Genomic DNA, 18,440 nt, shown 5'->3' on the forward strand with positions numbered 1-18,440 from the left:
CGCCTGCCACGTGCCGACCTGATCATCTGGCTCGACACGCTCAATGAAGTGGCCAGGCAGCTAAATAGCCGCCCTCGGAAAACACTAGACTACGAAACACCCGCTGAACGATTTAGCCAATCTGTTGCGTCGACCGGCTGAATCCACAGCCAGAAGTGGACACTCAGAAACTTAACCACGCACCAAGTAGGCCCCTAACGGAACCCGATGTCGCAGCTTCTTGCATTTGCCGGGTGCGGGCTGATGCCCCGGCGAGCGATCAGGAAACCAGATCCGGCATTTACCCGGAGGCGGCAAATGGCCGCGGGGAATCTCAACCTTATCGTACGCGGGCTCTGGCTCGACAGAAGCCATTTGCAATTCTCCTTCGGGCCGAGGTCTGCCAGCCGTCGGTGAATCCGATACCCAATCTGCCTTTGCGCGAGCGAAGTTGCCAGCGTCGCGCCCAGTGTCCTGAGTGGATTGCTCAGCAACGGCCATTTCTGCTTCGCGGCGTCTTTGGGTCTCCTCTTCCAGCCCCTTCTGTACTGCGACCAGGTCCTCTTTGGCGTTGAGTGGGGTACCCGAAGACTGGGCCCGCTGCGCCGCCTGGATCAATTGGAAGTTGCGGTTGCGTAACTCGACGTTGCGACCAACCCGCATGTTGGAGCGCGCCGCCAACGTTTCAGCCTGCTGGTACTGCCCCTGCTGAAGACGCAACACACCGAGATAATGCAGCGTCGCGGGATTGTTCGGCTGGATATGCAGGGCACGCTCCAGCGTGGCAGCGGCTTGGTCCAACTGGCCATTTTCATACTGCCGCGAGGCGGTTTCGATCAGGGTGGTTGATGCGCTGTTACTTTGTGAGGCCGCTCTTCGCTCGGCAGCAACCGAACAAAGCGACGCGACGGCGCAGAAGGCCAGGATGAGACCCGGCAGAAAACTCTTGGTTGACATCAGGGGGCGGACTCGGCTGATCTCGGACGGCACTGCCGTAAAACAGGCCACAGCGCTGCTCGGCATCTCCGATACAGGGCCCCTATTGACCTGGCCAGTACCCTGAAGTTCCCGCTGCAACGGCCACCGTAACTACACCGATGAGTTCAAGACTCAGACCGTCGCCTTCCGGCCAGGCGCAGCCTTTCAGGCAATGTTGGAAATGGCCTGAAAAAGTTTTGTGGAGCTCAGGGAATCGAACGACAGTCGCAGCGGTCCAACACATGGCAGGACAACGGGCGCGAGATGCCCAAAGTATCGCCTGCCGACCGCCATTGCCTTCGGGAGAACCCATTGTTAACTGTCTTTCTGCGTCAAGTTTTCCGGTTAGCGATACTGCTTTCTTCCGTTGGCATTTCGTCCTCTGTTTTCGCCTGCCCAGTAGGGCAGCGCCAAGTCTGCGTGGTCGCTTGTTTTTGTGCTCCTGGCTCCGAAGAGGAAATGGGGGAGATCTTCGAAAACATGAACCAAATGGCGGCCTCTGGATTACAGAATTGGATTGTGCAATCTCGCAACACCGCGGCAGCGGGCGATACTCGGACAATCCCGCTGAATATCCGAGCCCAACTCGAACCCTACTATGACATTCAGGTGCTCGATTCGGCTCGCTACAAGATAGGCGATGATGTGGAGCTGAACGCCGCACACACCATGCTGCAAAATCCCGATGTAAATGCAGTCACCCTCATAGATATCATCGTCTTTCGCAGTCCCGATGATGCACTTAACAATGTCGCGCTGTGGGCGCATGAATTGAAGCACGTGCAGCAGTACCTGCAATGGGGTGTTCGCGAGTTTGCCACTCGCTATACCCGTGATTACACAGCCGTCGAGGCCCCTGCTTACGAGATTCAAACCCAGGTAGCTAGAGCGCTAAGAGCCAGCCTGGCCCATCCAGAGCCTCCTCGACAGCCTTGAGTTCAAAGGGTTGAACCTAGTCGGCTAATCATGGGTGAGTGACTTGAAACGCCCCTTTGTAGACGTCTTTGAACGTCCGTAAAGGGCGATAGCTGCCCTTGGCGACAGACAACAATCGGCCAGAAGCGGACATATCAAACACCTCAATTACCAATAGCTAGTGCGGTAGTTTCCGGACAACCGTTTCAGGGCCAATCAGGTGGGTGTCGCATATGTGTTAGGCCAAGACGCAACGGTCAGCGTGTCGACGAGGATCTTTTTGCATAACCCTAGATGTTCCTGACGTTTCAGATTCCGACCAGTTACCCCTATTGCTGGATTTTCCGCCCAGGCAACACCGCCGCGCATTTCACTTTCCGCCCTCCCGTAATGACCTCGCGACCCTTCGTCCCAATATGCGAACAAACTGTCCCACCACGCCCATAGTATCGCGCCCGCGATACCTACTATAGGGCCGGGACCTCTGCCCAACTGGCAGGGGCCAATTACCTCTACCGGATGCACATTTTGCGCACCGTCGTATAAGTAGATTGGAGACAACAATGACAAAAGTCGCCGCAGCCCAAGACACTCCTTCACCAACCTCCCCCTCGGCACCCGCCATTATCCGGTCGTCGGTGCGCCAGCATTCGATCAAGGTGGAGCTTTGCACGCCCGCCATCGGCGCCGAGCTCAGTAACATCAGCCTGGCCGACGCTGCTCAGGACCCCGAATTGATCGCGCAAATCCGGACCCTGTGGCTCAAGCACAAAGTGCTGTTCTTTCGCGACCAGAACATCACTGCAATGGAGCAGCAGCATTTCGCGGCGCAATTTGGTGAGCTGGAAGCCCATCCTCTTGCTCCGAGCCATCCAGAAGCGGACAAGCTACTGATGCTGTACCGCAACCTCGGCTCGAAGCCCAATTACGTCGAAAAGGCCAGCCGCGAAAACCTCTGGCATGCCGATGTCACCTACAAGAAGGCGCCGCCCCGCGGAGCGGTACTGCGCTGCGAAATGGGTCCGGAGACTGGTGGCGACACCATGTGGTCCAACATGGTGATGGCTTACGAAAAACTGCCACAGGCCATCAAGCAACGGATCGACGGCCTGTACGCAAAACACGGTGCCGAGCAGACCTTTGGTGCCCAGTTGCCACTCGAAGAACGTCATGCGATGGCCGCGAAGAACCCTGCCGCTGAACACCCGGTAGTGCTTACCCATCCGGAAACGGGCGAAAAAGTGCTGTTCGTCAACTCCGCGTTCACCACCCATTTCTCGAATTTCTTCAACTTCGAGGATATCCGCTACGGCCAGGACTTTATGCCGGAGGCTCATCATCTGATGAACTATCTGATGTCTCAGGCTGCGGTTCCGGAGTACCAGGTACGTCTGAAATGGCGAACCAACACGGTTGCCATGTGGGACAACCTACAGGTTCAGCACTACGCGGTGGCTGACTACGGCAATGCGCCAAGAAAGATGCTGCGCGCCACCCTGGCGGGCACCCCGCTCACCTGATCCTGACAGTCCCCCAGAGAATCCAGGACATCCGACCATCAGAGATGGTCGGGCGGCCTTGGTTGCCAGCAAATACTCGATCTGAACCGCATCAAAGGAGATAGATATGCTCTACGAACACGTCGACACCGCAGTCATCGATGGCGAATCACTGCCGTGGATACCGTTTACGCCCTATGCGGAAAACGTCCTGCTGAAGTACTTCAAACTTGACCCGATCCGCGGTGAATGGATCGTCATGATGAAGGCGCCGCTCGACATGCAACTCCCCAAGCACCACCACACGGGGACGGTCATGGTCTACACGATCGAAGGCCAGTGGAAATACAAGGAGCATGACTGGATCGCCGGCCCTGGCAGCATCGTGTACGAGACGGCTGCATCGACTCACACACCTGAAGTCGTCAGCACGGGAACCGCAGACGGGTATTCGCTCATGCTGGTTCAAGTGACTGGCGATCTCGCGTTCCTGGACGGGAACGACAACATCGTCGCGCTCGAAAACTGGAAGTCCGGGTTGCAGCGCTATCTTGCCTATTGCGAGCAGCATGACATCGCACCGAAAGACCTGACGGCATTCAACTGATCTGGATTTCATGGAGAAACCCGGCTTCCCCGGTTTTATGGGGTAGCCGGGGCAGTTGCCAGATCGCAAAGATCCAGGGGAGAGAAACGGGCTGTCTCGGTTCGCGGTGTTGACGCGGAATCTGACAAGGGCCTGGCTACCTGTCCGCTCCCCGATCACAGACTTACGAACGGAGCGATGCCATGAATGGTTTGATGATGCAAAAGCAGCTATTGATTTCCTCGCTCATTGAGCACGCCGATCGCCATCATGGCGATACGCAGATCGTGTCCCGGAGGGTGGAGGGCGATATCCATCGCTACACTTTCCGTGACTGCCACCGTCGCGCGCGCCAGATGGCCAGTGCATTGACCAGCCTGGGCGTCCAGCCCTCCGACCGGATCGGCACGCTGGCCTGGAATGGCTATCGTCACCTGGAGTTGTACTACGGCGTGTCCGGCATGGGTGCCATTGTGCATACCATCAACCCTCGCCTGCATGAAGACCAGGTCGCCTACATCGCCAATCACGCCGAAGACCAGTACATCTTCTTCGACTTGACCTTCTTGCCGCTGATCAAGGCCATCGCTGGTCGCTGCAATACGGTCAAGGCGTTCATCGCCATGACCGATCACGCCCACATGCCGACAGACGCCGGAATCGACAACCTGCTGTGCTATGAAGATCTGCTTCAACGGGGGGCCTCTGACTACGCCTGGCCGATTTTCGACGAGGACGCCGCCAGTACGCTCTGCTACACCTCTGGCACGACGGGCAACCCGAAAGGGGTTTTGTACAGTCATCGCTCATCGGTGCTGCACACCTATGCGGCCGCGCTGCCTGATGCCCTGAATTGTTCGGCGCACGACGTGATCCTGCCCGTTGTGCCGATGTTTCATATCAACGCCTGGGGGCTTCCCTACATCGCGTGCATGGTCGGGGCCAAACTCGTACTGCCCGGACATGCCTTGGATGGAGAATCGCTATTCGAGCTGCTCGAAGCCGAGCAGGTGACACTCTGCGCTGGTGTCCCGACGGTGTGGCAAAGCCTTCTTAGTCATCTGGAAAAAACGGGCCAGCAATTCTCCAGCATGAAACGCACCATCATTGGTGGCGCGGCCTGCCCCCCGTCCATGCTGCACACGTTTCAGGAAACCTACGGCGTAGCGGTATTGCACGTCTGGGGGATGACTGAATTAAGCCCTATCGGAACCGTCGGCACCCTGAAGGCCAGGCACGTTGAAATGTCCTCGGCAGAGCGTTATGCCGTGCAATCCAAGCAAGGCCGAGCGGTGTTTGGCGTCGACATGAAAATCGTTGACGCTGATGGCATGGAGTTGCCCTGGGACGGCGCAACTTCAGGTGACCTGTTGGTGCGTGGGCCATGGGTGGTGCGCGATTATTTCAGGAACGAAGGAAACAGTTCGCTGCTGCTTGAGCACGCAGGCCAAGGATGGTTCCCAACCGGCGATGTGGCGACCATCGATGTCGATGGCTTCATGCAGATCACCGATCGCAGCAAAGATGTGATCAAGTCGGGTGGCGAATGGATAGGTTCCATCGAATTGGAAACCATTGCGATGGCCCATCCGGCAGTTTTCCAGGCGGCCTGCATTGCCGCGAAACACGCGAAGTGGGACGAACGCCCATTGCTGATCGTCGTCAGGAAACCGCAAGCAACACTGACGCGGGAAGAACTGCTCGCCTTTTATGAAAGCAAGATCGCGAAATGGTGGACGCCGGATGATGTGATCTTTGTCGACACGATTCCGTTGGGTGCTACGGGCAAGATCCAGAAGAACCGACTGCGGGAGCAGTTCGGCGACCATCTGATGGTCAAAGCTGTCGGCTGAGCGTTGTAAGGATCGATCCAGTCCTACCTGTGCACAATGGCAGGGCCAACGGTGGCAGATGCCAATACCGTTCGCCCTGCCATTGCACCGACGCTATCAAGTGGCTAAACATGCCCCTTGCTCAAGCGTCATATCGCTGGACGCTAGCGCCTAGCGTTCCAACTGCTCGAGAAACTCCAAGAGCAATTCATTGACTTGATCGGCGCTCTCTTCCGCGGCGCTATGGCCCACGCCGGGTAGCAGTACCTTCTTCTGCAGTCCGGGTAGATAGGTGTCGAGCTGGTCGTAGAGACCGCGGATTTCGACTGGTTCAAGTGAAGGGTCGGCAGCACCACCGATAAACATGCTCGGCTGGCGGACCACCGCACCGTCGAGAAACGCAGTGATTTCCCAGTTCCGGTCGCGACAGCGGTAGTAGTTCAGGGCACCGGTAAACCCTGTGCGGGTGTATTCAGCGACGTAGTAGTCGAGCGACCGCGCGCTCAACCAAGACGGGAACGCCTCCTTTGGCTCAGTGAAGGCGTTGAGAATGGGCTCACCGGCCTCGACGAACAGGCGCCAGCGTTCGGCCCCGACAGCGCTGCCGGAGATCGAATAGAAGACGCTACGCAATGTTTTTCTCGTATCGCTGGCCAACTCGCGATCCGGCTTATCGATCTGCTGGAAGTACAGGTGGTGATACACCCTGCCCTTCGCCATTGCCTGCAAACCTACGGTCGGTTTGACCTTGCCGCGCGGTGGCACCGGCGTATTGAGCATCACCAGGCCACGGAACAGATCCGGTCGCAGCATGGCCGCCGCTTGGGCCACCCAGGCACCCAAGTCGTGTCCAATGATCACCGCGGACGTTTCGCCCAGGGAAGCCATCAAGCCGACCATGTCGCCGACTGACTGACTCATGTCATAGGCTTCAATGGAATCGGGTCGATCGGTTTGCCCGAATCCCCGTTGATCGGGGACGACGACTCGAAAGCCGGCCTCGGCCAACGCCACGATCTGGCGCCGCCACATGTACCAAAGGTAGGGAAAACCGTGCAGCAGAATGACGAGCGGGCCCTGTCCTTCGTCGATGTAATGCATGCGAATGCCGTTGAGTTCGGCAAAGCAGTGGTTGAATGCATCAGGGTCATCGGCATCCACTGGCTCCATTGCAGCGAGCGGCTGACCGATGCGCATTGCGGCGCGTGTGTCCATCATCTACCTCCATCTTTTTTTAGTTGTCGGCCTGAAGGTAGCCCTGACAGGGTGTCCTGCACTAAGCTTCTCAGGACACAATCTGGTGAAATTGGGACATGAGGGAAAGCATGTATACCTTGACGCGAAGCGCCAGCCTTACCAACTATGAACAGGTTGCCCGTTCAGTGGGACTGGATCCTTTTCGTATGCTGCGGCTGGCCAAGCTGCCGGCCAGTGCACTCGACGATTCGAATATCATGATCAGTAGCGATTCGGTTGGGTGGCTGCTGGAGGAGTCAGCCCATCTGTCTGGCCAAGAGGCCTTCGGACTGCTGCTCGCGGAGAAGAGACACCTTTCCAACTTTGGCATGCTGGCGCTGCTCATCCGCGAAGAACCAACACTTCGCGCAGCCTTGCAATCTTGCGCTCGCTATATGCGGCTACATAACGCTGGCGTGGAATTGCGGCTTGAGGATGTAGGCGACCTGGTCCTGCTGCATTTAGGTGTGAATATGCAGGGTCATCACGGCGTCTGGCGCCAGGCTATCGAACAGTCGGCTGGCGTCGGACTGCGGACGTTGAGCATGCTGACGGGCAATACGTTACGCCCGGTAAGAGTCAGTTTCACTCACGAGCGCCCTGTCAGCCTTGAAGTGCACCACCGCGTGCTGGGAACAGCCATCGAGTTTTCACAGGAGTCCAATGCCATCGTTTGCCGAAGGCGAGATCTGGACATGCCGATCCTTACTGCAAACCCGGCACTGCATCGCGAGATAAAGCGATCGCTGGACATGCAGTTGGCTAACCTGCGTGACGAGCCAGCGCAGCGGGCGCGCCAGATCGTCAAGATGCTGCTGCCAAGCGGACTGTGTTCCGTCGATGGCGTTGCCCAGCATCTTGGCGTGCATCGACGCACCCTTAACCGACACCTGGCGACCGAGGGTGAGAGTGTCACAACGATCATCAATGCTGTACGTGCTGAACTCGCTGAGGAGTATCTGGCTAACAGCAAACGCCGATTGTATGAGGTCGCCGAACTTCTCGGCTTTTCCTCTGCCGGTGACTTTTCACGCTGGTTCCGCAGCCAGTTTGGCAAGACACCCTCGGCTTGGGCCGTCTCCTATCGAGAGAGCAAGGCGGCATCCGAGCCCATATCGCCTGAATAAATAGAAAGACAGGTTCGTGGGCGACTCTCAAGCCTCCTGGCCAGCCACATGGGCTGAACCTGTCGAATCCTCGATATTTCTGACGCCGCCACCCAACCATGGCCCGCTGGCAGCGTCCCAATACGCGAAGAAACTGTCCCGAATAGCCCATAACCTCGCTCTCGTGCAACCTACTATGGGTCAGCGGCCCCTGCTCTGCTGATAGGGGACAGCAACATCTGCCGGATACACGTATCCCGCCCGCGATTGGATCTTTGATTGCTCCATCGGTTTCCGAATTCGAGTCCACCAGACAATTCGATGGTGATGCAAAAAAACACGATCTTAAATCTGATCGCGCTACTTGCACTCCGTCACCCGGATTACCGAAAGAGTATTGCTAGAGCCATCTGAACGCCGTCTTCGCACTCAACACATCTTCGATGAGAAATGGACCGCCGCCATCGGCCCTGGGAAGTACTACGCATGCCTATGCTTGTTCGCGCCGCCGTCTTGACCAAATACTTGGACGTCACCCAGAACCTGGGATTCAACCCGCACGACGTCATGGCAGTCGCCGGCCTAAGCAAGGCTCAGTTGCAAGCCCCCGAATACCGCATTCCCATCGATGCCGCCGTGCGCCTGCTGGAAGATTCGGCCGCCGCCAGCGGTTGCCAGACCTTCGGCCTGAGCATGGCCGAGTCGCGCCAGCTTTCGGATTTCGGCGTGGTCAGCCTGCTGCTCAGCCATCAGCGCACCCTGCGCGAAGCGTTGCAAGTGATGGTGCGCTACCGTCATCTGATGAACGATTCGCTGGCGATCTTCGTTGAAGAGGCCGGCAAGATGACGATCATTCGTACAGAGATGGTCACCGAGTCGCCGATGCCCAGTCGCCAGGCTACGGAGTTGGCCATCGGCGTGATGTTCCGTCTGTGCTCGACCCTGCTCGGCTCGCACTGGCACCCTTACAGCGTCAACTTCATGCACCAGCCGCCGGACAACCTGCACCTGCATCGGCGCCTGTTCGGCTGCAACCTAGAGTTCGGCAGCGAGTTCAACGGCATCGTTTGCTCCGACGCCAGTCTCGATATGATCAACCCCAATGCCGACCCGGCCATGGCCCGTTATGCCCAGAACTACCTTGACTCGCTGCAAAGCCCCGAAGGCACCTCAATACTGTTCGAAGTGCGCAAGGCAATCTACCTGCTGTTGCCCATGGGCCGCGCCACCATCGAGCAGATCGCCCAGTCCCAGGGCATGAACGTGCGTACCCTGCAACGTCGCCTCAAGGAAGACGGCTGTGCCTTCAACGACCTGATCAACGATGTGCGCCGCGCCTTGGTGCTGCGTTATCTGGAAAATCCGAACAACTCGCTGAGCCACATTGCCGACATGTTCGGCTTCTCCATGGCGAGTTCCTTTACCCGCTGGTTCATCAACCAGTTCGGCATGCCGCCGGCAGTGTGGCGTAGCGCGCAGCAACCGTCCGGTTCCCCCCTCAACGGACGCGGCCGCCCCCAAGCCTTTCTGAGCACACGGCCAAAAAAAACGGCGACTGCTGGTACAGTCGCCGCGAAAAACCGGTGTTTGTGACACCGGTCGAGAGCCTCACTGAAACGAGGAGCCAACCCAGTGAAGCCCTGCCATAACACCTATGGGAGGCCTGTATTCAAAGGCCCCAGCGCAGCAACAACAGCACCAGCACAACGAGGAACACCGTCTCGCCCACCATCAGCAGGATCGGTTTGATCCCGACCGCCACCAGCTCCTTGAGCCGTGTCTTCATGCCCAGAGCGCTGATGGAAATCACCAGGCACCAGCGCGACAGCTCGTTGACCGATCCTTGCACCGCAGGCGTCACCCAGCCGGTGCTGTTGATACACGCCAGAGCCAGAAAACCAACGGCAAACCACGGCAACAACGGCGGCCGTTTGCCCATCGGATCGGCGCCCTGCATGCGGGTGATCATCGCGGCGGTGACGATCACCGGCAACAGCATGGCGACCCGCATCAGCTTGACCACCGTGGCCGTGTCGCCGGTCTCCGTCGACATGCTGTAGCCAGCGCCGACCACCTGGGCCACATCGTGAATGGTCGCGCCGAGGAATACCCCGGCCACCTGCGGCGACAACCCCAGCCAGTTGGCGATCATCGGGTACACGATCATCGCCATGGTGGAGAGCGCCGAAACACCGATGACGGTGAACAACGTTGCGCGTTCTTTCTGCGGATGGTTGGGCAGCGCCGCCGCCAGCGCCAATGCAGCCGAGGCGCCACAGATTGCCGTCGCCCCGCCGGTGAGCATGCCGAACAAGCGCTGAAAGCCCAGGGCCTTGGCCGCGACCACGGACACGCCGATGGTCACTACCACCAGAATCACCACCAGCGCAATTGGCCTCCAGCCCAGCGCCACCATTTGCTCGAGGGTGATGCGCATGCCCAGCAGCGCCACGCCGATGCGCAACACCGTGCGTGCAGTGAACTCGACGCCGGCCTTGCAGGCGCCGTCATCGGCCAGAAAATTCAGGGCCATGCCCAATAGCAAGGCGAACAACATGACCGGCGCACCGTAGTGCTCGGACAGAAACGACGCAGCGGCCGCCACGATCAGGCTGACGATAAAACCCGGGGCCAGTTCGCGCGTGCGACTATGGATTCGGGTGAAAGCAATGGCGCTCATGGCGCGGACTCCTCGAAAACGATGACGATGAACGCCTGGCCGTCAATGATCTCGACCGGGTAGTGGGTGACTTTGACTTGGGTGGAATTGAGCAGGTAGCCGCTGTGCGAATCGAAGCGCTGGCCACGACCTGCGCGTCGAAGCCGCAGCACCGGGCGATTGCCGGCAACGTCTCGCGGCTACCCAAATCCTCGCCGTTCTGGAAGTACGCCGCGAACAGCCGCTCAAGCAAGGTCTCACGCTGGACAGCACTACCCGGCGTGCCGGCACACTCCAGCAGACGCTGGGCGCGCAGATTCACGACTTCACCCCTAACCCGGCTTCGCTGATTGGCTCAGAAACGCTCTGCCCCTGAAGGCGGGCGATATCTCTGTGGTAATGACACTTGGCATAAAAGAACACTGCCGCCGCCACGAGGCTAACCAGTGGCACCAATTGAAACGCGGCATGTAGACCAATGAGATCGGACACTCGGCCCGTTATGAACGGCCCCGGCGCCAACCCCAGCAGGTTGTTGGCCAGGGTCAGCGTGGCGAACGCCGTGCCGTGGACCGAGTAATGGGTCAGGTTGGCAACCATCGCGCCGCTAGGGCCGGTAGTACCCGTGGCAATCAGCATGCCCAGACAGATCAGCAGTAGTTGCACCGGCCCCGCCGGCAAGGCAAAGGCCGTCGACAGCAAAAGGCAACTGCCCAGGCAAAACGCGATGGCCAGGCTGACCTTGTGCTCCGGCGAGTGGCGACACAGCCGGTCGCTGAGCATGCCGCACAGAACCATCCCCACACCGCTGCACAGCACGATGCTTGCCGCCATACCGCCGGCCTTGTCCGTGGGCATGTCGTAATAGCGGTTGAGGTAGCTGGGAATCCACACCATCACCGTGCCGCCGACGAACAACTGCAAGCCACTGGCGACATAGGTCGCCACCACCGAACGACTGGACCACAGCGTGCGTAGCGGACGCTTGCCCGCAGCCGTTGCCTTGTTCGCCACTTGCGCGGCACGTTGCGGAGCAATGCGTGCTTCCTTGACGATGAGTGGATACAACGCCGCCAACACCAGGCCAAACAAAGCCATGCCGGCGAACGACCAGCGCCAGCCCAACTTGGCGGCGATGGCACCGCCCAGAGCCATCCCCAGAACAGCGCCGAACAAGCCGCCGGCCATGAAGGCACTGGCCAGGGTGGCGCGCATGTGTTTGGGGAACACCGAAATCACCACGGCGATGCCCACGCTGCCGTAGGCCGCCTCACCGACGCCGACCATGAAGCGTGCGATGAACATCTGTTGATAATCCTGCGCCAAGGCGCAGCCGAGGGTGGCCACACTCCAGAGCAGCGCCATCAACGCCAGGCTTTTGACCCGGCCGAAGCGGTCGGCCATCAACGACAGCGGGAACGTCAGCAGGCCCACCATCAGGGCCACGATACCGCTGAGCAAACCGAGCTGACCGTCACTCAGGGCCCACTCACCCTTGAGTAGCGGAAACACCGCGTTCAATACCTGACGGGACATGTAATCGGAAATCAACAGGCCGAACGTCAGTGCAAAGACGATCCAGGCATATTGGCGCGCAACGCCGACTCCACCGGAGTCGTCATCGTCGGCGGCGATTGGGTGAAAGGCCATGCAGCCTCCTCAATGTCTTTGTTTTATTGTTGTTATCAAGCGTGTAGCCGTACGGCGAGCGATAGTGTCTTCAATGCCCACACGAGGGTGCATCTACAGGGCCAGGGCCATGGTGTTGAACGGCAGAACGTTATTGAGCAGGGATTCGGCGGTCAGGGTGCAACTGTCCTGCACGCGGTGGATGAAGTTGAACGAGTTCGGGCCATCGAAACAGCCATCGATGCCGCTCCAGGTATGGGGTGGAATGCATCAGGGTCATCGGCATCTACTTGCCGCGCTGCGGCGAGCGGTTGACCAATGCGCATTGCAGTGTGTGTCTCCATTATCTACCTCCATCTATTCTCAGTTGACGGCCTGAAGGTAGCCCTGACAGGGTGTCCCACACTAAGCTTTTCAGGACACAATCTTGCGAAACTGGGACATGATGAAAAGCATGTATACCTGACGCGAAGTGTCGACCTTACCAACTATGCGCAGGTTGCCCGTTCAGTGGGGCTCGATCCAATTCGTATGCTACGGCTGGCCAAGCTGCCGGCCAGTGTCCTCGCCGATCCGAAGATCATGATCAGGAGCGATTCGGTTGGTTGGCTGCTGGAGAGCGGCTCTCACTGCCAGACAGCAATCGGCCAGAAGCGGCCTGCATGGCATGGCTGTTAGCTCAACTCTCCTCTTGCCTGTCAGCACCAGTCTGCCTAAAGCGGGCCACCTTGAGCGGCTACAACGCAATACATCGGCAGCGACTAAACTTTTGCGAATGAACCTTGTCCCCCAAGGAGATTTCCATGAGCACCGCCACCCTGTCCGAACTCGATGCCGCCCTGCCCCGTTTGGCCTGCAAGATTCGTGTACTGGATGCCCTGGCGTGGCCGGGTGGCGTCGAGGAAGTCTTCCTGGCGCATTGGCGCGGCGGGCATGCAGAGTTGCCCAAAGTCGAGCTGCGCCCACGCAGGCACAGCGCCGAGATCGCCGCCCTGGAAGCTTTTGTTGGCCGTTGCGATGAGGGGCATCCGGCCGGGAACTACCTCGCCATGACAGCGCGTAGCTATGCCACCGCCGGACGCATGCTGAATGCGATTGGCACACCCGCCTTTACTCACTATTCGTCAGCGCTGTATCGGCGCCCGGACTTCTATTACACCCGCCTGAAACTGAGCATGCTGGACGCGGCCCATTTCTTCCTCAAGACCACCGACGCCCTCCTGGGCGGCGTCCAGATTCCACCGAGCCTGGCCGAGATTCCGGCCGAGGCCTTTGCCGCCTGGATGCAGCCGGAACTGGACCGCTTCTTCGGTGCGGGCCGGATCACCGTCATGCTCGATCCGACCCTGGCCGCCAAGGCCATCGCCGGGGCAAGCCGCATCCGCCTGCGTGCCAGCGCCCTGTTTTCGGAGCTGGACAAGAACCAGTTATTGCAACATGAGGCCTTTGTGCATGTCGCCACGGCACAAAACGGTGCGCGCCAACCCAATCTCAAAAGCCTGGGTCTGGGGGCACCACGCACGACCCAAACTCAGGAGGGGATCGCCACCCTCGCCGAACTGTTCACCGGCAGCATGGACATCAACCGCCTGCGGCGCCTCGCCCTGCGCGTGCTCGCGGTCCAGCAAGCGCTGGATGGCGCCGACTTCATCCAGGTATTCGAAGGTTTCCTTGCCGCCGGTCAGTCGCAAGAGGAATCCTTCCGCTCGACCCAACGGGTGTTTCGCGGCGCGGACCTGCATGGCGGCTCGGCGTTCACCAAGGATGCCGCTTACCTGACCGGTTTGATCGGCGTCCATACCTTGCTGCGCATCGCGATCCGCGACAACCGGCCGGAACTGGTAGGCCATTTGTTTGCCGGGCGCCTCAGCCTGGGTGATACCGTACGCCTGGCGCCACTTTTCGAGTCCGGCTGGCTCCAGGGACCGATCTATCTTCCAGCCTGGGCCTCGGACCTGCGTCTGCTCGCCGCCAACCTGGCCTTCTCTGCCTTTATCGCCCGGATCAAACTCGACGTGCTCGATCTGGAGGTGCTCATGGCATTTGCAGACGAGCACGAAGCCGATGCCAGCGCCCAGTGATCCCACATCAGTTTTTTCTGGCTTTCGGTGTAATAGATCCGAGGTCTCTGCTTCATCTGCAACACTCCTTCTGCTTACACAGAATTTAGTTGTGTTGCATCGACCGGTTGAATCCACAGTCGAAAGCGGTCCTTAGATGAACGTCCGATCTTGGCCAATAGCCCCCTTCGATACCGGCCGTTTTATCCCTGCCGACCGGGTCTCTGGCAACGTATGAGAGCCCGTACCCGGCAACCCAATCCTCAGAGCGACCTGCCAACAGCGCCATACCTCTAACTTCGCAAAACCCTCAAAGCAAGCGTTCAATGGCAGAATCTCCTTAACTTGATCGTTTTGGAGACCACCATGCTTCGTGCGTTTGAACGAAGGCTCGACCCCTTTCCTCCTGACGAGGTACCACCGCCACCCGATGGCTTGGTTCGATTTCTGTGGGCCTGCACACGGGGCGCCCGCGGTTACATCTTTGCGCTTGCGCTGCTCAGTGCGGGTGTGTCGATTTACGAAGCCTGGCTGTTTTCCTTCCTTGGGCAGGTCGTAGACCTGCTCTCGACCTGGCAGGCAGGCGGTGATGCGGCTTCGCAGGAAAGTCGCGTGTTGTGGGGCATGGGAATCGTAATGGTGACCAGCGTCGGGCTAGTGGCGTTGCGCACCATGGTGCAGCACCAGATATTGGCGATCAATCTGCCGTTGCGGCTGCGCTGGGACTTCCATCGCCTGATGCTGCGGCAAAGCCTTTCGTTTTTTTCCGATGAGTTTTCCGGCCGGGTCACTACCAAGGTGATGCAGACTGCGCTAGCCGTGCGCGACGTGCTATTCACCTTTATCGAGATCGCACCCGGGATCGGGGTGTATTTCATCGCGATCATCACACTGGCCGGCGGCTTCGCACTGAAACTGATGCTGCCTTTCGTTGCCTGGGTCGTGTTGTTCGGGCTGGCCATGCTGTACTTCGTGCCCCGTCTGGGGAAAGTCGGGCAGGAACAGGCCAATGCGCGGTCGATGATGACCGGGCGTATCTCAGACGCCTACACCAACATCACTACGGTGAAGCTGTTCTCCCACTCCAATCGTGAAGCGCACTTCGCGCGTGCAGCGATGGAGGATTTCAAGCAAACCGGCTTCCGCCAGATGCGCTTGGTAAGCCAGTTCGAGATCGTCAACCAGGCATTGGTGGTGGCGTTGATCATGGCCGCAGGTGGTTATGCCCTGTGGCTATGGCACCAGGGTGAGGTCGGTGCAGGTGCCGTGGCGGCAATCACCGCCATGGCGTTGCGTATCAATGGCATGTCGCACTGGATCATGTGGCAAATGACCTCGCTGTTCGAAAGCATCGGCACCGTACAGGATGGCATGGCAACCCTTACCCGCGGCCCCAAGGTGCAGGATGCGCCGGACGCGGGTGTGCTGGTGACCTCCGGCGGGGCGGTAACCTTCGACAATGTGAGCTTCAACTACAATGGCGAACGCCAAGTGCTCGATGGCCTGAGCCTGAACATTCGCCCGGGCGAAAAAATCGGCCTGGTAGGCCGATCCGGAGCAGGCAAATCCACGCTCATCAACTTGCTGCTGCGCTTCTATGATGTAGACAGCGGGCAGATTCGCATCGACGGCCAAAACATCGCAAAAGTGACGCAAGACAGTCTGCGCGGCTCCATCGGCATGGTCACGCAGGATACCTCCCTGCTGCACCGTTCCATTCGAGACAACATCGCCTACGGCCGTCCCAATGCGACCGACGCGCAAATCCGAAGCGCCGCGGCCAATGCCCAGGCCGATGAGTTCATAAGCCAACTGAGCGACCAGCAAGGCCATACCGGCTACGACACACTTGTGGGTGAGCGCGGCATCAAGTTATCGGGCGGCCAGCGCCAACGCGTCGCAATTGCCCGGGTGATGCTCAAGAACGCCCCGATCCTGCTTCTTGACGAGGCCACCAGCGCGCTGGACTCGGAAGTCGAAGTGGCCATTCAGGAAAGCCTCGATGAAATGATGCAGGGCAAGACTGTGATCGCCATCGCCCATCGGCTGTCCACGATTGCGGCCATGGACCGGCTCATCGTCATGGATGACGGACGCATCATCGAACAGGGCACCCACACCGAATTGCTCGGGAAGAGCGGCGTCTATGCGCGGCTGTGGCAGCATCAAAGCGGCGGGTTTCTGGGTGAGGATATGGGAGTAGTCGAGGCTATGGATCAGGCGTGAGCGTGAAGGGGGCGCAGCAGAGGGGGCTTTGAGCGGTGCAGTGGGGCGAGAGTCAAGGGCTGCTCTGACCCATCTTCGAGTGTTGTAGATGACACCGGAGTCGGGTGCACGAAAATATCGGCGTAAATCAAAGGCATGTTTCTGGTTGGAGCGTACTACGGGCCTATAGTGGTGCGATTGTATCTGGATAGTTTTTGGCGGTGACGACTGTCGCTTATGGCCGACAACAGCCACTCATGCCCGCACCTGAAGTACTTGTCCTATGCCTGCGTCCAACCAACCAACAACGCCGGACATCGACATGCCCGCCCCCGAATCCACCCTCCTCCAAAGCTGGCACCACAACGCCCAATCCTGGATCGAAGCCATCCGCACCGGCGCCCTCGAAAGCCGCCTCAAGGTCACCGACCAGGCCATCCTGCTGGCGGTGCAAGGCTGCCAGCCCGAGCACGTACTCGACCTGGGCTGCGGCGAGGGCTGGCTGTTGCGTGCGCAGGCTGAACGAGCCATCAAGGCGGTCGGTGTGGATGGCGATGCGACACTGGTCGAGGCGGCACGGGCCGCAGGCTCTTGGCCGGTACATGTGGCGAGCTATGAGGAACTGGTGGAGGCAGAAGTCGACATCGGCAGCGACTACGATCTGATCTGCGCCAACTTCTCCCTGCTGCACCAAGACATCATCCCTTTGTTCGCCGCCATGAACGCCCTGCTCGTCCCTGGCGGCGCGCTGATGATCCAGACACTGCATCCGTGGACCGCTGCGGTGGGCGACTATCAGGATGGTTGGCGGGAAGAGACCTTCGTCGGGTTCAAGGGGCAATGGCAACCCATGCCCTGGTACTTCCGCACCTTGTCCAGTTGGCTCAATGCGCTGGACATGTCCGGTTTTCGCCTGGTCAGCCTGCAGGAGCCACAGCACCCGCAAAGTCCTGTGCCGCAGTCATTGCTGCTGGTGGCCGAGCGGCGGGATTGAGCGATCGGTTGGGCCTGCCTACGAAACCAAGGGCGATTCATAGGCCGCGATGAACGCGCAGCATTTCCAGCAGCGAGAACAAAACGTTCTAATCCCTCGGGCGGCTCAGGTCCATACTTAAAGACGGGCTCCTGGCCAATGAGTTTAGGGGGTCCACCACGTCTCTACTTTCCAGGAGCTTCAACATTCCTTTCTGACAAAAGTCACTTGGCTGACTCCCGTCGAGGCAAGTCACCATGTTATCGACTTTAGAACTACGTCACCTGATAGAGCAAAGCTTCCTCCCGACCCGCTGCGAATGTACGGTTGACCCAACAGCAGCGCTGACCGTGCGTTTTTATCAAGGCGCCTCGAGTCAAGAAATGCTCGTTGTCACCGGGATCTCGATGGCCCCGCTCAACAACGGTTATGCCATCGCGAGCCTGATTGCAGATCTACGTAAAGACCTCGAACGGGTCGCTTCAACCTCTCTGTACCTGGCGCATTACACCGCCAGGTAGATCGCAGCGCAGCCAGATTCATCCCTCCTCCTACCCCTCCGCGTTATCAAATTGAATGATGCAGCGGATTGGACATCGCCCCCCTCAACGAAACCTAACGATGTCCAATGCAAACTGACCCGACAGGCAGAAAACGCCAAAAGCAATGGGATGGACTCCTCCTCACTTCGGCATCTTGAGTGCCAGACTGAAAGTGCGAACCACAGTCAACGGTGAGAAGGAGTCCACACATGAAGCTTATGCGAATTGGGGTCGACCTGGC

14 protein-coding genes and 2 pseudogenes are annotated in these 18,440 nt (G+C 59.0%); 10 read left to right on the forward strand and 6 right to left on the reverse strand.

Annotation, left to right across the window (positions count from 1 at the left end):
- Positions 1–171 precede the first annotated feature (171 nt).
- Entirely contained in the window at positions 172–936 is a 765-nt protein-coding gene (locus CKW07_RS19670) for a tetratricopeptide repeat protein (RefSeq protein ID WP_095146652.1), read from the reverse strand.
- A 285-nt stretch (positions 937–1,221) separates the two neighbouring features.
- Here CKW07_RS19670 and CKW07_RS19675 point away from each other — a divergent pair, with 285 nt between their 5' ends.
- The 4 genes from CKW07_RS19675 (at position 1,222) to CKW07_RS19690 (ending at position 5,810) form a co-directional block, all read left to right on the forward strand.
- Positions 1,222–1,893, forward strand: coding sequence for a DUF4157 domain-containing protein (locus CKW07_RS19675; protein WP_256577072.1), 672 nt, complete (start codon positions 1,222–1,224; stop codon positions 1,891–1,893).
- Between the two features lie 632 nt (positions 1,894–2,525).
- On the forward strand, positions 2,526–3,392 hold the full coding sequence (locus CKW07_RS19680; RefSeq protein WP_218192039.1) for a TauD/TfdA family dioxygenase: 867 nt from the start codon (positions 2,526–2,528) through the stop codon (positions 3,390–3,392).
- 106 nt (positions 3,393–3,498) lie between these two features.
- Positions 3,499–3,978, forward strand: coding sequence for a 2,4'-dihydroxyacetophenone dioxygenase family protein (locus CKW07_RS19685; RefSeq protein WP_095146635.1), 480 nt, complete (start codon positions 3,499–3,501; stop codon positions 3,976–3,978).
- Between the two features lie 182 nt (positions 3,979–4,160).
- Entirely contained in the window at positions 4,161–5,810 is a 1,650-nt protein-coding gene (locus CKW07_RS19690) for a 3-(methylthio)propionyl-CoA ligase (RefSeq protein WP_095146636.1), read from the forward strand.
- A 150-nt stretch (positions 5,811–5,960) separates the two neighbouring features.
- Here the strand turns inward: CKW07_RS19690 and CKW07_RS19695 are convergent, their stop codons facing one another.
- Positions 5,961–7,004, reverse strand: a complete 1,044-nt coding sequence (locus CKW07_RS19695; protein ID WP_218192038.1) for an alpha/beta fold hydrolase — start codon at positions 7,002–7,004, stop codon at positions 5,961–5,963.
- 110 nt (positions 7,005–7,114) lie between these two features.
- Here CKW07_RS19695 and CKW07_RS19700 point away from each other — a divergent pair, with 110 nt between their 5' ends.
- Complete coding sequence (locus tag CKW07_RS19700) at positions 7,115–8,152, forward strand: AraC family transcriptional regulator (protein ID WP_095146637.1); 1,038 nt, start codon at positions 7,115–7,117, stop codon at positions 8,150–8,152.
- 465 nt (positions 8,153–8,617) lie between these two features.
- Positions 8,618–9,724 (forward strand): AraC family transcriptional regulator, encoded by a 1,107-nt coding sequence (locus CKW07_RS19705; RefSeq protein ID WP_095146638.1) that lies wholly within the window; start codon positions 8,618–8,620, stop codon positions 9,722–9,724.
- Between the two features lie 76 nt (positions 9,725–9,800).
- Here CKW07_RS19705 and CKW07_RS19710 read toward each other — a convergent pair whose 3' ends face one another.
- From CKW07_RS19710 to CKW07_RS19730, 4 genes and pseudogenes are all read right to left on the reverse strand, one after another.
- On the reverse strand, positions 9,801–10,811 hold the full coding sequence (locus CKW07_RS19710; RefSeq protein WP_095146639.1) for a YeiH family protein: 1,011 nt from the start codon (positions 10,809–10,811) through the stop codon (positions 9,801–9,803).
- Positions 10,808–10,936: pseudogene (locus CKW07_RS19715) on the reverse strand ((2Fe-2S)-binding protein); the annotation flags it as partial. The gene CKW07_RS19710 and the pseudogene CKW07_RS19715, both read right to left, overlap by 4 nt.
- Before the next feature lie 172 nt (positions 10,937–11,108).
- Entirely contained in the window at positions 11,109–12,440 is a 1,332-nt protein-coding gene (locus CKW07_RS19725; protein WP_095146640.1) for an MFS transporter, read from the reverse strand.
- 96 nt (positions 12,441–12,536) lie between these two features.
- Positions 12,537–12,674 (reverse strand): annotated as a pseudogene (locus tag CKW07_RS19730) (3-keto-5-aminohexanoate cleavage protein); the annotation flags it as partial.
- A 548-nt stretch (positions 12,675–13,222) separates the two neighbouring features.
- On the opposite strand from CKW07_RS19730, the gene CKW07_RS19735 reads away from it, so the two are divergent.
- From CKW07_RS19735 to CKW07_RS19750, 4 genes are all read left to right on the forward strand, one after another.
- Positions 13,223–14,500 (forward strand): flavohemoglobin expression-modulating QEGLA motif protein, encoded by a 1,278-nt coding sequence (locus CKW07_RS19735; RefSeq protein WP_095146641.1) that lies wholly within the window; start codon positions 13,223–13,225, stop codon positions 14,498–14,500.
- 345 nt (positions 14,501–14,845) lie between these two features.
- Positions 14,846–16,705 carry an ABC transporter ATP-binding protein gene (locus tag CKW07_RS19740; RefSeq protein ID WP_095146642.1) on the forward strand — a complete coding sequence of 620 codons (1,860 nt, stop codon included), beginning with the start codon at positions 14,846–14,848 and terminating at the stop codon, positions 16,703–16,705.
- A gap of 301 nt (positions 16,706–17,006) precedes the next feature.
- On the forward strand, positions 17,007–17,678 hold the full coding sequence (locus CKW07_RS19745; protein ID WP_095146643.1) for a bifunctional 2-polyprenyl-6-hydroxyphenol methylase/3-demethylubiquinol 3-O-methyltransferase UbiG: 672 nt from the start codon (positions 17,007–17,009) through the stop codon (positions 17,676–17,678).
- A 236-nt stretch (positions 17,679–17,914) separates the two neighbouring features.
- On the forward strand, positions 17,915–18,178 hold the full coding sequence (locus tag CKW07_RS19750) for a DUF1652 domain-containing protein (RefSeq protein ID WP_095146644.1): 264 nt from the start codon (positions 17,915–17,917) through the stop codon (positions 18,176–18,178).
- Positions 18,179–18,440 lie beyond the last annotated feature (262 nt).

The organism is Pseudomonas sp. Irchel s3b6 (assembly GCF_900187415.1).
Taxonomy (GTDB): domain Bacteria; phylum Pseudomonadota; class Gammaproteobacteria; order Pseudomonadales; family Pseudomonadaceae; genus Aquipseudomonas.

Bases quoted from the DNA above. Each gene is read 5' to 3' on its own strand.
- CKW07_RS19710 (WP_095146639.1), bottom strand. From the start codon at position 10,811: ATGAGCGCCATTGCTTTCACCCGAATCCATAGTCGCACGCGCGAACTG.
- CKW07_RS19700 (WP_095146637.1), top strand. From the start codon at position 7,115: ATGTATACCTTGACGCGAAGCGCCAGCCTTACCAACTATGAACAGGTT.
- CKW07_RS19695 (WP_218192038.1), bottom strand. From the start codon at position 7,004: ATGGACACACGCGCCGCAATGCGCATCGGTCAGCCGCTCGCTGCAATG.
- CKW07_RS19745 (WP_095146643.1), top strand. From the start codon at position 17,007: ATGCCCGCCCCCGAATCCACCCTCCTCCAAAGCTGGCACCACAACGCC.
- CKW07_RS19725 (WP_095146640.1), bottom strand. From the start codon at position 12,440: ATGGCCTTTCACCCAATCGCCGCCGACGATGACGACTCCGGTGGAGTC.
- CKW07_RS19670 (WP_095146652.1), bottom strand. From the start codon at position 936: ATGTCAACCAAGAGTTTTCTGCCGGGTCTCATCCTGGCCTTCTGCGCC.
- CKW07_RS19685 (WP_095146635.1), top strand. From the start codon at position 3,499: ATGCTCTACGAACACGTCGACACCGCAGTCATCGATGGCGAATCACTG.
- CKW07_RS19690 (WP_095146636.1), top strand. From the start codon at position 4,161: ATGAATGGTTTGATGATGCAAAAGCAGCTATTGATTTCCTCGCTCATT.
- CKW07_RS19675 (WP_256577072.1), top strand. From the start codon at position 1,222: ATGCCCAAAGTATCGCCTGCCGACCGCCATTGCCTTCGGGAGAACCCA.
- CKW07_RS19735 (WP_095146641.1), top strand. From the start codon at position 13,223: ATGAGCACCGCCACCCTGTCCGAACTCGATGCCGCCCTGCCCCGTTTG.
- CKW07_RS19740 (WP_095146642.1), top strand. From the start codon at position 14,846: ATGCTTCGTGCGTTTGAACGAAGGCTCGACCCCTTTCCTCCTGACGAG.
- CKW07_RS19705 (WP_095146638.1), top strand. From the start codon at position 8,618: ATGCCTATGCTTGTTCGCGCCGCCGTCTTGACCAAATACTTGGACGTC.
- CKW07_RS19750 (WP_095146644.1), top strand. From the start codon at position 17,915: ATGTTATCGACTTTAGAACTACGTCACCTGATAGAGCAAAGCTTCCTC.